At 72.6% G+C, this 14645-nt stretch carries 8 protein-coding genes; 6 read left to right on the top strand and 2 right to left on the bottom strand.

All coding sequences use genetic code 11. The features are described 5' to 3' along the window. The first annotated feature begins 1 nt into the window (after position 1). The 6 genes from OG787_RS06785 to OG787_RS06760 all read left to right on the top strand — a co-directional run bounded on the left by OG787_RS06785 (position 2) and on the right by OG787_RS06760 (position 8122). Positions 2–1549, top strand: coding sequence for an FAD-dependent monooxygenase (locus OG787_RS06785; protein ID WP_369037364.1), 1548 nt, complete (start codon positions 2–4; stop codon positions 1547–1549). A 20-nt stretch (positions 1550–1569) separates the two neighbouring features. Further along, positions 1570–3426: an acyl-CoA carboxylase subunit beta gene (locus OG787_RS06780; protein WP_369037365.1), complete on the top strand. Its 1857-nt coding sequence runs from the start codon at positions 1570–1572 to the stop codon at positions 3424–3426. Between the two features lie 49 nt (positions 3427–3475). After that, a complete protein-coding gene (locus tag OG787_RS06775; RefSeq protein ID WP_369037366.1) occupies positions 3476–5137 on the top strand; it encodes an acyl-CoA dehydrogenase family protein in 1662 nt (553 codons plus the stop codon). Positions 5138–5154: 17 nt separating this feature from the next. Beyond that, positions 5155–6426: a cytochrome P450 gene (locus tag OG787_RS06770; RefSeq protein ID WP_405534565.1), complete on the top strand. Its 1272-nt coding sequence runs from the start codon at positions 5155–5157 to the stop codon at positions 6424–6426. Between the two features lie 19 nt (positions 6427–6445). After that, complete coding sequence (locus OG787_RS06765; RefSeq protein WP_369037368.1) at positions 6446–7681, top strand: cytochrome P450; 1236 nt, start codon at positions 6446–6448, stop codon at positions 7679–7681. Positions 7682–7774: 93 nt separating this feature from the next. Next, positions 7775–8122: a nuclear transport factor 2 family protein gene (locus OG787_RS06760; RefSeq protein ID WP_369037369.1), complete on the top strand. Its 348-nt coding sequence runs from the start codon at positions 7775–7777 to the stop codon at positions 8120–8122. An 81-nt stretch (positions 8123–8203) separates the two neighbouring features. Here the strand turns inward: OG787_RS06760 and OG787_RS06755 are convergent, their stop codons facing one another. Both OG787_RS06755 and OG787_RS06750 read right to left on the bottom strand, forming a co-directional pair. Then, complete coding sequence (locus OG787_RS06755) at positions 8204–8908, bottom strand: TetR/AcrR family transcriptional regulator (RefSeq protein WP_405534564.1); 705 nt, start codon at positions 8906–8908, stop codon at positions 8204–8206. Between the two features lie 166 nt (positions 8909–9074). Further along, complete coding sequence (locus tag OG787_RS06750) at positions 9075–14642, bottom strand: SDR family NAD(P)-dependent oxidoreductase (protein ID WP_405534563.1); 5568 nt, start codon at positions 14640–14642, stop codon at positions 9075–9077. Positions 14643–14645: the final 3 nt, after the last annotated feature.

The raw sequence follows: 14645 nt of genomic DNA, 5'->3' as shown, positions 1-14645 counted from the left end.
CATGACCGAACGCACCATGCCGGCGCAGGACAGTGGCAGGACTCCCATCCTGATCGTCGGCGCAGGGCCCTGCGGCCTGGCCGTGGCCTGCGAACTGCTGCAACTCGGGATCCCCGTACGGCTCCTGGAGGCCAGGGAGGACCGGGCCGTCGGTTCGCGTGCCGTGCAGCTGTGGCCGCTCGGCCTCGAAGTGCTGCGGACCGTCAGGATCCTGGACGAGGCACTGGACCGCGGCCTGCGCGTCCACAGCAACATCTACCACCTCGGCGACCGCGTCCTCACGGTGGCGCTCGGCAAGGACAACGAGCCGCTGCTGCTGCCCCAGGAACAGACCATGGAACTGCTGGAAGGGGCCCTGGAGAGGCTGGGCGGCCGGGTCGAACGAGGCGTGCGGGTCACCGGCATCGAACTGACCGACACCGGTGTGACGGCCAAGGCCGAGGGGCCCGGCGGCACCACCGAACTGGTCGAGGCCGACTGGCTGATCGGCGCCGACGGTGTGCACAGCGTGGTCCGCGAACAGCTCGGGTTCGACTTCCGGGGCGTCCGGCTGCCGCTCGACTTCCTGCTCGCCGAGGGGCGTATCGACGGCGACTACGACCCCGGCACCCTCCACTACTACATCGGCCCCAAGGGGTCCGTCGTCTTCGGCCCGATGCCCGGCGGCAAGGTCCGTGTCTCCGGTGTCCTGGCCCCCGGCTTCCCGCTCACCGCCGAGGCGGTACAGGAGTTCCTGGACGAGCGCACCGGCGGCGGGCTGCGGGTCGTCGAGCTGGACACCCTCGCCACGTTCGCCACCGCCGAGCGGATCGCCACCGGTATGCGCAAGGGGCGGGCCTTCCTGGTCGGCGACGCCGCGCACACCCACACACCGGTCGGCGGCCAGGGCCTCAACCTGGGACTTCAGGACTCGCACAACCTGGCCTGGAAGCTGGCCGGCGTCATCAAGGGCCGGTACACGCCCCAGATCCTGGACACGTACGAGCCCGAACGGCTCCAGGCCGCCCGGCAGATCGTCGGCACCACACACCGGCTGATGAGGATGTTCACCCTCGGCCCGACCGCCTCCCGGGTGCAGAACGTGTCCTGGAACCTGCTCGGCGCCACCGGAGTGCTCCGCCGCTGGTTCGTCCCGCTGCTCGCCGGCCGCCGGGTCCGCTACCCCGACGCCCTGGTGCCCACCCCGGACACCGGATCCGGACGTCGGCGCCGCGCCGCGCTCCGCCTGGCCGGCCGCGCCCTGCCGCTGCCCGGCACCCGCCCGCCGCACTGGGTGCCGGCCGCGGCTCCCGGCAGCGGCGGCGGCTTCCGGCTGCTGACCGTGGGCCGTGCGGCCGACTCCGCCCTGGCCCGGCGCGGGCGATGGCTGGCCGAGGCACACGGCACCGCCCTCGAACACGAACACCACCAGCGGCGCAGCACGGCCGGCTTCCTGCTGTTGCGCCCCGACGGCTACGTGGCGGCGTCCGGCACCGAACCGGCCGGCCTCGACCATGTGGAACGCCTGCTCATCGGGCTGACGGCCGGCCGGGGAAGCGCATCCGTCTGACCAGGAGGAGGGACACACGCATGCAGAGCACTGCCGTCAGCGAGGCCTTACCGACCACCGGCGGACACGCCACCGCCGGGCTGGCTACGGGCGAGCCTGTCGCCGAGGCACAGCCCACCGTCGAGCCGGTCACCGCCAAGTCGGCTGCCGCAGAGTGGGCCGCCGCCGGGTCGGCCACCGGCGAGCGGATCGTCGCCGAGTCGGCCTCCGGTGAATCGACCGCGGCCCAAGTGGTCACCGCCGAACCAGCCCCCGCTGAACCAACCCCCGCCGAACCAGCCCCCATTCCCGCCCCACCGCCCGCCGCACACGAGCCCGCCCCCCAGCCCACGGTCGCCGACCTCCGGGCCGAGCTCGGGCGGCGCAAGGAGGCCGTCGAGCAGGGGCCTGACCCCGTCGCCACCGAACGGCAGCACGCCAAGGGGAAGTTGACCGCTCGTGAGCGGATCGATCTGCTGCTCGACAAGGACTCCTTCAGCGAGATCGAGGGGCTGCGGCTGCACCGTGCCACCGGCTTCGGAATGGAGAACCGCCGGCCGCCCTCGGACGGCGTCGTCACCGGCTGGGGCACGGTCTTCGGCCGTACGGTCTTCGTCTACGCGCACGACTTCCGGATCTTCGGCGGCGCCCTCGGCGAGGCCCACGCCGCCAAGATCCACAAGCTGATGGACCTTGCGCTGGCGGCCGGGGCTCCGCTGGTGTCGCTCAACGACGGCGCCGGCGCCCGGATCCAGGAGGGCGTCACCGCGCTGGCCGGTTACGGCGGCATCTTCCAGCGCAACACCAAGGCCTCCGGCGTCATCCCGCAGATCAGCGTGATGCTCGGGCCGTGCGCGGGAGGCGCCGCCTACTCGCCCGCGCTCACCGACTTCGTGTTCATGGTCCGCGGCATCTCCCAGATGTTCCTCACCGGACCCGACGTGGTGAAGACGGTCACCGGTGAGGAGGTCACCCAGGACGGACTCGGCGGCGCCGACGTCCACGCGGCCACCTCCGGAGTCGCCACGTTCGCCTACGACGACGAGGAGACCTGCCTGGAGGAGGTCCGCTACCTGCTGTCCCTGCTGCCGCAGAACAACCGCGAGCTGTCCCCGCGCACCGAGAGCGAGGACTCGCCCGACCGGCGCACCGAGGCGCTGGCCGACCTGGTCCCGCTGTCCGGCAAGGAGTCCTACGACATGCGGGCCGTGCTGGAGGAGATCGTCGACGACGGCGACTACTTCGAGGTCCACCCGGCCTGGGCGACCAACGTGGTCTGCGCGCTGGCCCGCCTCGACGGCCAGGTCGTCGGCGTCGTCGCCAACCAGCCCGAGGCGATGGCCGGGGTGCTCGACATCTCCGCGTCCGAGAAGGCCGCCCGCTTCGTCCAGTTCTGCGACTCCTTCAGCATCCCGCTGATCACCCTGGTCGACGTGCCCGGCTTCCTGCCGGGAGTCGCCCAGGAACACGGCGGGATCATCCGGCACGGCGCGAAACTCCTGTACGCCTACTGCAACGCCACCGTCCCGCGCATCTCACTCATCCTGCGCAAGGCGTACGGCGGCGCGTACATCGTCATGGACTCGCGTTCGATCGGCGCCGACCTCTGTCTGGCCTGGCCGACCAACGAGATCGCGGTGATGGGCGCGGAGGGCGCGGCGAACGTCGTCTTCCGCCGGGAGATCCAGAACTCCCCGGATCCGGACGCGACCCGGGCGAAGAAGATCGAGGAATACCGGACGGAACTCATGCATCCGTACCACGCCGCCGAACGCGGCCTGGTGGACGACGTGATCGACCCGGCCGAGACCCGCGTCGTCCTCATCCGGTCGCTGGCGATGCTGCGCACCAAACACGCCGACCTGCCCGCCCGCAAGCACGGCAACCCACCCACCTGACCTGTACCCCCGTACACCCGCACCCGTGAACGGACGCAAGGAGCAGCGAATGCCACAGCAACGATCCGCCGCGCCCCGGAGCTTCGTCGAGGGCCTCACCTCGGGACGGCTCCCGTGGGAGCTGTTCGCCGACTTTCCCGAACCCGGCCGGGAGGAGACCGCGGCGGGAGACGAGTTCCTGGCGGAGTTCGGCCCCTTCGTCGACGCCCAGGTGGACGGCGACGAACTGGACCGCACGGGCACCTGGCCGGACGGGCTCCTGAAGCAACTGCGTGCCCGTGGATACTTCCAGCTGCTGGCCCCGGCGGAACTCGGCGGCCGTGAACTGTCGCCCTACAACCTGCTCCGTGCCGTCGTCCGGGCGAACCGCCGGGCCATGGGCGTCGGACAGATGCTGTGCGTGCAGAACGGCATCGCCGGAGCCGCGCTGCTCCCCGCGATCCCGCCCGGCCCGCTGCACGACTTCCTGAGCGCCGAGATCGCCGCCGGAAGCATCGCGGCCTTCGGCGACACGGACCCCGCCGGCCAGAACAACAGCCTGCCCGGCACGAGCGCGACCCTCACCGGGGACAGGAGCGCGTATCTCCTGCGCGGCGAGAAGCTGTTCATCGCCAACGCCGGCATCGCCGACGTGATCGGTGTCTCGGCGACCGTGACCGAGCCGGACGGACCACGCGCGGGCGTCTTCTTCCTGCGCACCGACACCCGCGGCTTCGAGGTCGTCGCGCCGAACGACTTCATCGGCGTCAACGGCCTCTCGGCGACGATCCGGCTGACCGACGTGCGGGTCCCCACGGAGCACACCCTCCTGGGCGACGGCACGCTCCGCCTCCCCCGAGCCATCGCCCTCCAGGGCTCCTACGGACGTACGGCCTTCAGCGCGGCCGGCGCCCTGGCGGTCATCCGCAACTGCCTCGACCACTCGGCCGAGTTCGTCTCCCGGCGCCGTGTCAACGGCCGGGGTCTCGGCGAGTACGACAAGGTCCAGCGGATCGTCGCGACCACCCTCGCCGACGAGTTCGCCGTGGAGAGCGCGGTGCGCTGGACGATGCTCGAACCCGGCCCCGATGACCGGTCCTTCGAGATGTACGTCACCAAGAACCTCGCCGCCGAACGGAGTTGGCAGGCCAGTGACCGTACCGTGGCCCTGCTCGGCGGCGAGGGCATCGAGACCGCGCGGAGCAAGCGCCGCCGGGGCGCGGTGCCGCACCCTGTGGAGCGCCACCACCGCGACGCGCGCACCCTGCGCACCGTCGGCAACGTCGACTTCATCAACGACCACCGGGCAGGCATGCTCCTGCTGGCCCGCTACGGGCCCGGGACCGCCGACGCCCTGCCGGTGCCCGACACCTCGGGCACCGGCCTGTCCGCCGCCAACCGCCGTCACCTGGACAGTGCCGTCGGCGCCTGCCAGGAACTGCACCGGATCTGCCGCCGGCTCGCCGACCGCCACCCCGACCCCGCCGAACTCGCCGAGCGGGAGGAGGCGGTGATCCTCGTCGGCCGGCTCGCCACCGAACTGTTCGGCATCTGCGCGGTCCTCGGCCGGGCCGCCCGGCCGGGCAGCGGTCCGGCCGAGGACCTGGCCGACGTGTACGCCACGGCCGCCCGGCACCGCGTCACCGACCTGACCCGGCGGCTGTACGCCGAGGAAGAGCCCGAGGCACCCGACTACGCCAAGATCAGCCGCGCCTGGACGGCCGGCGGCTGACCATCCTGGAGACCTTCATGACGACAACCCCCGAGGCCGTCGAACTGCCCGACGTCCTGGACGGCTTCGACCTGACCGACCACGCCCGCTTCGCCGACGGCGTGCCCTACGACGTGTTCGCCCGGCTGCGCCGGGAAGCACCGCTGCTGTACCACCCGCCGGGCGTCAACAGCCCGGACGGCGAGGGCTTCTGGGTGCTCAGCCGGTACGCCGACATCGCCGCCGTCGCCGCCGACCCGGCCTTCTCCTCCCAGGGTGGCGGCGGCCGGAAGGGTGGCGGCACCCACCTGGAGGACATGGCGGTCGGCGTGCACGCCGGCGTGCTGCTCCCGATGATGGACGACCCGCGCCACCAGGCGCTCAAGGACATGATCACCCCGTCGCTGACCGGGAGCGGCTCGCTGCTGCACGAGGACGAACTGCGCGGCCACGCCGCCGAACTCGTCGGCGCGGCGGTCGCCCGGGGCTCGGGAAACCTCGTCGACGACCTGGTCGAACCCTTCGCCCTGCGTACCGTCGCCGGCCTCTTCGGCGCCCCGGAGGACACCTGGGACCGGCTGCTGACCTGGGTGCACGGGGTCGTCGGTCTGGTCAACCGCCGCACCAGCCTGCCCGACGACTACTCGCGCGTCACCGTCCAGGCCATGGCCGGGTACTTCAAGGACCTGCTGGCGGCCAAACGGGAGGTGCCGGGCCAGGACTTCGGCTCCCTCCTCGCGCACGGTCAACTCGCCGAGGAAACCGGCGAGTTGCCGCTGACCCCGTACGAGCGGGAGCACAACTACCTCGTCCTGCTGATGCACGCCTACGAACAGACCCGCAACGTCATGGCCGACGCACTCCTGGCCGTGGCCGAACACCCCGACCAGTGGCGGCAGTTGCGTGAGGACCGCACGCTTCTCCCCGGCGCCGTCGAGGAGTTGCTGCGCTGGGCCCCGCCCAACCCGTACAACCGCCGCACCGCCACCCGGGACACCGAACTGCACGGACAGCTCGTCCGGGCCGGCGACAAGGTCACCCTGTGGTGGCCCTCCGCCAACCGCGACGAGACGGTCTTCACCCGGCCCGACACGTTCGACATCCGCAGGAACCCCAACCCGCACCTGTCCTTCGGCGCCGGCACCCACGACTGCGCCGGAGGCGAGGCGGGCCGGCTGGCCCTGCGCCCGCTGCTGGACCTGCTGCTCGACCGGGTGGCCGAGATCCGGCTCACCGGCCCCGCGATCCACACCCCCTACAACAAGCACACCGTGCTGCTCGACCTGCCGGTCGCGCTGCTGCCTGCCTGACCCCTGAAGGAGAGCACACATGTCCGAGATCTCGGTGCTGAGCGAGTCGGAGAAGCCGAAGGTCCTGCCGTACGACCCGCTGAACCCGGAGTTCCTCGCCAACCCGTACGGGAACTACGCCAGACTGCGCGAAGAGGCCGCGGTGCACCGCACGGACGCCGGTCTGGCCGTGATGACGTACGGCCTGGTCAACAAGGTGCTGCGCGACAACCGTTTCGGCCACGGCGACGGCCTCGGCGCGCAGGACGCCAAGATCCCCACGCCGGAGGGCCCGCGGGACTCCCTGATGCTGATGGACCCGCCGGACCACACCCGGCTGCGGGCCCTGGTGAACCGCGCTTTCACCCATCGGGTGGTGCAGCGGCTGCGGCCGGCCGTCGAGAGGATAGCCGTCGAACTGCTCACCACGGCCGTCGAGAAGCACGGCGACGGACCGGTGGACCTCTCCGCGGAGTTCTGCCGCCCGCTCGGCGTCCGGTCCGTCAACCACCTGGTCGGCGTGCCCGAGGAGTACACGGAGCGGTGTGTGAACTTCGGCCGGGACGGCGGCCGGGGCCTCGACCCCGGCTTCACGCTCACACCCGAGGAGGAGCAGCAGCGCGTCAACGTGCGGCACGGCGCAGTGGAGATCACCCTGGAGATGATCGCCGACCGCCGCGCCAACCCGCGCGAGGACATCGTCAGCGACCTGATCCGGGTCGAGGAGGCCGGCGACCGGCTGACCGAGAACGAGGTGCTCACCACCGTGGCCAACCTCTTCCTGGCCGGCTGGGCCGCCCCGCAGGCGACGCTGGGCCTCTCGGTGGTGGCGCTGCTGAACCACCCCGACCAGCAGGCGTACTACCTCGCGCACCCGGAGCACGCCGACCGGTCGATGGACGAACTGGTGCGCTATGACAGCACGGTTCAGCTCGCCGAGCGGCTGGCGCTGGAGGACGCCGAGGTGGGCGGTTTCGAGGTCAAGGCGGGCGAGGAGGTCTACCTGATGTTCGGCTCCGCCAACCGCGACCCCGAGGTGTACGAGAACCCGGACAAGCTCGATCTGACCCGGGTCGGGCAGCGCAACATGGGCTTCGGGCACGGCATCCACTACTGCGTGGCGGCACCGGTCGCCAAGATGGTCAGCGAGGTGGGTCTCAACGTCCTGCTCGGGCGGTTCAGGCCCGAACTGCTGACCCCCACGCCGCCGACCAACGGCGCCATCACACAGCGCAGTTACAGCGAGATCCCGGTGACCCTGCACCCCGTCGGGTGACCTGACAGGACCCGCGGTCCGAGCGCGTCAGCCGTGTAGAGTGATCCATGTCTGCTGCGGTGCGCGCTCACCTCCGAATCCGAGAGGACAGCAATGAGCGACGTCGCCAATCTTCTGAAGAAATACATCGACGTTTTCAACGAGACGGACGACACCAGCCGCCAGGCCGGGATCGCCGAGGTCTTCACCGAGGACGCGATCTACTCCGACCCCACGGCCGAGGTCCACGGCTGGGGTGGTGTCAACGGCCATCTCGGCAACTTCCGCAAGCAGGCCCCGGGCCTGATCTTCGCGCTGGGCGAGATCCGGCAGCACCACGACACCGTGCTGTTCAGCTGGAGCGCGGCCCCGGGCGGCGTGGGCAATCCGGTCGCCAGTGGCGAGGACTTCGTACTGCTCGAGGGCGGCCGGATCAAGCGGATCCACGGCTTCTTCGACTGATCTGCCGGATCGGTCACCGCAGGCGCCCGGCCGGGTCTTCCGGCCGGGCGTTCTGCTGTCACCGGCCCGGTCCCGGGGCGCTCAGCACTCGCCGAGGACCTGCGTGAAGTGACGTATCTCGGCGTGGAACAGCTTCGCCGGCTCCCGGGTCTGGGCGCTGAGATGCCCGTAGACCTCCAGGGACACCAGCCCGTGCATCCGCGCCCACAGCCGCAGCGCGAAGGCGACGGCGGCGGGGGAGGCATGCGGGTGCGCGGCATGGACCAGCGCCGCGTACTCCGGCTCGAAGTCGGCCCAGCCGTACGCGTGATAGGCGGGACCCAGCTCGGGCTCCGGTACGTCCGGACGCCCCGTCCACGCCCCCACCAGGCCCGCGAGCAGGCCGGGTACGCGGTGGGCCGCCGCCGGAACCGTCCGCAGCTCGTCGGTCGGGTGGCCGTGGATCAGCCGGAAGTGCTGCGGGTTGGCGATCGCCCAGTCCCGGTAGGAGTGGCCGAGCGCGAAGATCGCGGCGGCCGGTCCCTCCGTCGAGGCGCTGCGGCACACGGTCTCCAACCGGTCGGCCAGGGCCGCGTGGAGATCGGCGATCAGCTCTCTGATCAGGGCTTCCCTGGTGTCGAAGTAGCTGTATATCGCCCCCGCCGTCATCCCCATCTCACGGGCTATCGCGCGCAGTGACAGGGCGTTGGAGTCCCCGCCGGCCAGATGGTCGAGCGCGGTGGCCTTGATCTGCGCGGTCGTGGCTGCCCGCAGACGCTCTCGTCGGCTCTGGCCCGGGATTCCCATACTTGACATTCTACGGTGCATGATTTCTATACTGCATGCGTAATCTGAACACTGTGTAGGCAGGTGCAGCGCGGGTCCGCAGCAGACACGCCGGACAAGCGAGCAGGACACACAGAGGATCCGGCCGAGGTCTGTCGACCCCCGGCCGGATCCGGCTGCCGCGTGGTCACGCCCGGGCGACGGTCGGCAGAGCCGCGAGCCAGTCCCGCACGGCCTGTGCCGTACCGGCCGCGTGCTCCTCGACGAGGGTGAAGTGGTCGCCGGGTGTGTCCAGCACCGTGCAGAGCGCGGCCAGTTCGGCCCGGTCCGGACCCGGACCTCCCCAGTCGTGGCCGGCGGCACGCACCAGCAGAGCGGGTGCGGCGAGCGGTTCGGGACGCCAGTCCGCCAGCAGCCGCAGATAGCCGCCCATGGCGCTCAGCGCGTCATCGTCCAGACCGGTGACCTCCGCCCGGACGGCCATCGCCGACAGCAGTGCGGGACCGAACTCCTCAAGCCGGCCCGCCCCGATCGGGAAGGTGTCGAGCAGCACGACCGCGGCCGGGCCGCCGCCCCCGGCCTCCAGTCGGGCGGCGACCGAGTGGGCCAGCAGCCCACCGGACGAATAGCCGAGCAGGGTGTACGCCCCGGCCCCGGCTGCCCGGCGGACCAGGTCGGCCAGCGCTCCGGTCAGCGCCTCCTGGGTGGCGGGCAGCTCCTCGCCGGCCCGGAATCCGGGCAGTCGCAGCACCGAGACGTCCCGGTCACCGCCGAAGCCGGCCGCGAGCCGGGCGAACTGCTCGGGCCCCGAGGTGGCCAGCACGGTCGGCAGACAGAAGACCGGCGGGCCCGCGTCGCCACGGGTGAGCAGCACCGGATCGGACAACGGGACACGGCCCGCGTCGTGGAAGACCGGGCGGAACCCGGCGGCGGTGGACAGCAGTCCGGTGAACTCCCCGGCCCGGTCCGACTCGACGGCCGACCGGAACAGCCCGGTCAGGGTCGGCTTGGCGGACACCTCGACCGGTGCGGCGGTCGCGGCGGCGCCCAGTTCGGCGGCGACGCGGTCGGTGAGGGCGTACGGGGTCCGTCGGTCGAGGATCTCGCGGACGGTCAGCCGTACACCGGTCGTGGCGGTCAGCCGGTTGCGCAGCTCCACCGTGGTGAGCGAGTCCATGCCCTGCTCCAGGAAGCCGCGCCGGACGTCCACGTCCGTCGGCCCCGGCAGGCCCAGGACGGCCGCGATCTCCGCCCGCACCACACCGAGCAGCACCTCGTGACGGTCCGCCGCGCCCAGACCGGTGAGCCGCGAGGGCAGCGCCGCCCTGTCGGGGACACCCAGGGTCTGCGAGGAGGTGCCGGCGGACGCCTCCGGCAGTTCGGCGAAGAGCGGACCGCGCCCGGTCGCCGTGGCACGCAGATAGGCGGGCCAGGCGATCTCGGTGGCCAGCAGAGCGGTGTCGTCCGCGTCCAGGGCCTGCCGCAGTACGGTCAGCGCGTGCTCCGGAGCGATCGCCGGAATGCCCCGGCGACGCAGTCGCTCGTGCCGCGCCTCCTCCGACGCGGCCCGGGCCGGATCGGCGTACGCCTCGGTCCACACGCCCCACGCGACGGCGGTGGCCGGCCGCCCGCAGGACCGTCGCCGCTGGGCGAGCGCGTCCAGGTGGGCATTGGCGGCGGCGAATCCGCCGAGGCCGATACCGACCCCGATACTCCCGGCGATGGAGGAGAACAGCACGAAGGCCGACAGGTCCAGGTCCCTCGTCAGCTCGTCCAGGGTGTCGGCCGCGACCGCCTTGGTCCGCAGGACGCGCTCCAGCGTGGACAGTTCGAAGTCCTCCAGCGGGCTTTCCTCCAGCAGCTCGGCGCAGTGGAACACCGCGGTCAGCGGCTCGTCGGCCGGCAGCGCGGCCAGCACCCGGGCACCCTCCGCCCGGTCGGTGAAGTCGCAGTCCGCGATGGTTACCTGTGCGCCGAGTGCCGCCAACTCGCCCACCAGCGCGGCACGTTCGGCAGCAGCCGGCTCCTGGGCCGCGGTCAGCAGCAGATGCCGGGCGCCCGAACGGGCCAGGTACCGGGCGACCTCGGCACCCGTACCGCGTGTGCCCTCGGTGACCAGTACGGTGCCGCGTGGCCGCCACGCGGCACGGCGGCCCGGCAGACCGTCGAGGGGGGCGCGGACCAGCCGCCGGGCCAGTACGGCGGACTCGCGCAGTGCGATCCGGTCCTCCGCGCCGCCGAGCACTCCGGCCAGCAGGCCGGCGGCCGTACCGTCGACGGGCAGGTCGATCGTTCCGCCCCAGAGGTGCGGGTGTTCCTCGGCCAGAGCGAGGCCCAGTCCCCACACGCCGGCCTGCGCCGGGGAGTCGACCGTGTCCTCCGCGGCCGCCGCCACGGCGCCCCGGGTCAACGACCACACGGGCACCTCGGCACCCAGGTCCGTCAGGGCGCCCACCAGATGCATCGTGGCGGCCAGCCCCGCGATGAGCGCGGGATGCCCGGGGCACGGTGTCTCGTCGAGCGGCAACGCCGACACGATGCCTCGTACCGGTCCCGCGGCCAGCGTCGCGGTGAGCTGTTCGGCGAGCGTCTCCCGCCCCGCACCGGGCGGTACGGCGAGACGGCTCACGGTGGCTCCCGCGTCCCGCAGGGCCCCGCTCCATGTCTCCGTCGGCGCCAGGGAGGCCGGGACCAGGACGAGCCAGTGCCCGGACAGCGTCCCGGGCATGGACGGGCGTACCGTCCGCCACACCGTGCGGTAGCGCCAGTGCTCCACCGCGGCGTCCTCGCGCGACTCGCCGCGCAGCGCCGCCAGGGCGGGCAGCACCGGTTCGACCGCGTCGGGTCCGCTCACGCCGAGCAGCCGGGCGAGCGCTGTCGCGTCCCGCTCCTCGACCGCCGCCCAGAAGTCGGCGTCGGGCTCGTCGGCCGCCGGTGCGGTGATCGGCTGCGCGTCGACCCAGTAGGTGCGGTGCTGGAAGGGGTACGTCGGCAGGTCCACCGGTCGCGGCCGCTCGGGCGCCTGCCACACCACGGGCAACCCGTTCACCCAGGCCTCGGCGAGCCCGTCACCCACCGGGAGCGCGGCCAGCACCAGGACCTCGGCGTCTGTACCGGTGTCCGGGGTGCGGTCGGGGGCGGCACCGGCGACCAGGAACGTCCGGCAACCGTCCGCCGTGAGTTCGCCGACCGTGGGGCCGGCGGTGCGGGACGGGTCCCCGGCGACGGCGGCGTGGGCGGCGTCCTCCAGTGTGCGGGCGCCGGTGAGGTGCTCCGCGACGATCCCGCAGGGGGACCGGCCGGCCACCGTGTCGACGGGTATCCCGTGGTCCTGCCACAAGCCGGCCAGGGCGGTCGTGACGGCGAACAGGACCGGCCGCCGGATCTCGTCGGCCGTGGGCGAGGGAGCGCCGGGCACACCGCGCAGCACGGCCTCGACCCGCCACGGCACCTGGCGCTCGACAGCTGTGGCACAGGTGCTCAGCCGGGCGGCGAACGCGGGGGAGGCGTCGAGCAGTTCGGCGGCCGTGGCCAGCAACTCGGCTCCGTCGTCGGGCACTACGAGCGCGACACGGCCCGCCTCACGGGCCGTACCCGTGAAGACGCTGGGCCCGGACGCACCACGCGCCACGAGGCCGAGACCCTCGACAGGGGACCCGGCCCCGTCCGCAACCGCCGCCCGATGGGTCAGCGCCGCGCGGGTGCGGGCCAGCGCGTACGCGACGTCGGCACGCGCCGTACCGGGGTGCAGCTCCAGGTACGCGGACAACCGCCGCGCCTGTTCCCGCAACGCCTCAGGAGTGGCCGCCGAGAGAACCAACGGCACACCGACGGCCCCGACTGCGGCGGCGTCGCCGTGCCCCGGTGCCGCCAGGGACGGTTCGAGCGCCTCGGACGAGGGCTCGGATGCCGCGGGTGACGGTTCCCGTGCCGCCGATGGGGACGGGTTCGGTGTTGCGGCTGAGGGCTCCGGTGCCGCCGAGGACGGCTCCCGTGTCTCGGACGAGGGCTCGGATGCCGCCGGTGACGGTTCCCGTGCCGCCGATGGGGACGGGTTCGGTGTCGCGGCTGAGGGCTCCGGTGCCGCCGAGGACGGCTCCCGTGTCTCCGACGTGGGCTCCCCTGTTTCCGACCCCGTCCCCCGTGCCGTGAACGCCGGCCCCGACGCCGACGAGGCCGCCCCCCGCTCCGTCGTCTCCGGCGGCGCCTTCCTTGGTGCCGACGAGGGCTCCCGTGCCTCCGGCCGCGTCCCCCGTGCCGACGAGGAATCACTGCCCGGCGACGCCGGTTCCCGTGCCGCGAATGCCGGCGCCGCCGGGCCCGGCCCCCGCTCCGCCGGTGCCAACTCCGTTGTCCCCGGCGCCTGTTCGAGAATCACGTGTGCGTTGGTTCCGCTGACGCCGAACGCCGAGACGCCCGCTCGGCGGGGGCGGTCCGTGGTGGGCCAGGGGTGGGACTCGGTCAGGAGTCTCACCGCGCCCGCGTCCCAGTCCACCATCGGCGTCGGCTCGTCCACGTTCAAGGTGGCCGGGAGAACGCCGTACCGCATGGCCTGGACCATCTTGATGGCGCCGATGACACCGGCCGCCGCGCCCGCGTGGCCGAAGTTGGACTTCACCGAGCCCAGCCACAGCGGCCGGTCCACGGGCCGGCCCTGCCCGTACGTCCGCAGCAGAGCCTCCGCCTCGATCGGGTCGCCGAGGCGGGTGCCCGTGCCGTGGGCCTCGACCGCGTCCACCTCGGTGGGCGACAGCGCGCCGCTGTTCAGCGCGGCGCGGACCACGCGCTGCTGCGAGGGCCCGTTGGGCGCCGTCAGGCCGTTGGAGGCGCCGTCCTGGTTGACGGCGGAGCCACGGACCACGGCCAGCACCCGGTGACCGAGGCGGCGGGCGTCGGACAGCCGCTCGACCACCAGGGTGCCCACCGCGTCACACCACGCCGTACCGTCCGCCGCACCCGCGAAGGCCTTGACCCGGCCGTCCGGTGCCAGACCGCGCTGCCGGCTGAAGTCCACGAACACCTGGGGCGTGGAGATCACGGACACCCCGCTGACCAGCGCGAGCGAGCACTCGCCCAGGCGCAGGGCCTGAGCGGCCAGATGCAGCGCGACCAGTGACGAAGAGCAGGCGGTGTCGATGGTGATCGCGGGACCGGTGAGCCCGAAGACGTCGGCGACCCGCGCGGCGAGCGCGTTGCCACCACCGGTCAGCCGGTGCTCCGCCACCTCCTCGGGCGGGTCGGCGAGCAGCATCGTGTAGTCGTCGACGCTGCACCCGGCATACACCCCGGTCGCGCTGTCGCGCAGCGACGTCGGGTCGATCCCGGCCCGTTCCAGCGCCTCCCACGTGGTCTCCAGGAGCAGCCGCTGCTGCGGGTCCATGGCCAGCGCCTGGGCCTCGGAGAAGCCGAAGAACGCGGCGTCGAAGTCCCCGACCTCCGGCATGAACCCGCCGTGCCGGACATAGGAGGTGCCGGGCCGGTCGGGATCCGGGTCGTACAGCTTCGCCAGATCCCAGCCCCGGTTGTCGGGGAACTCCCGTACCGCGTCCTTCCCGGCCGCGACCAGGTCCCACAGGTCCTCGGGCGAACGGACCCCGCCGGGCATCCGGCAGCTCATCGCGACGATGGCGACCGGGTCCCGCCCGCTCTCCTCCAGCTCCTTCAACCGCCGCCGGACATCGCCGAGTTCGACCGTGACCCGCTTGAGATAGGTGCGCAGTTTCTGCTCGTCGGGAGTCGCCTTGCCGGTGGTCATCGG

Origin of the sequence: Streptomyces sp. NBC_00075, from assembly GCF_045041225.1 — a bacterium.
Taxonomy (GTDB): Bacteria; Actinomycetota; Actinomycetes; order Streptomycetales; family Streptomycetaceae; genus Streptomyces; species Streptomyces adonidis.
The sequence above is the reverse complement of the archived record's forward strand: the minus strand, read 5'-3'. Positions and strand labels throughout refer to the sequence as shown.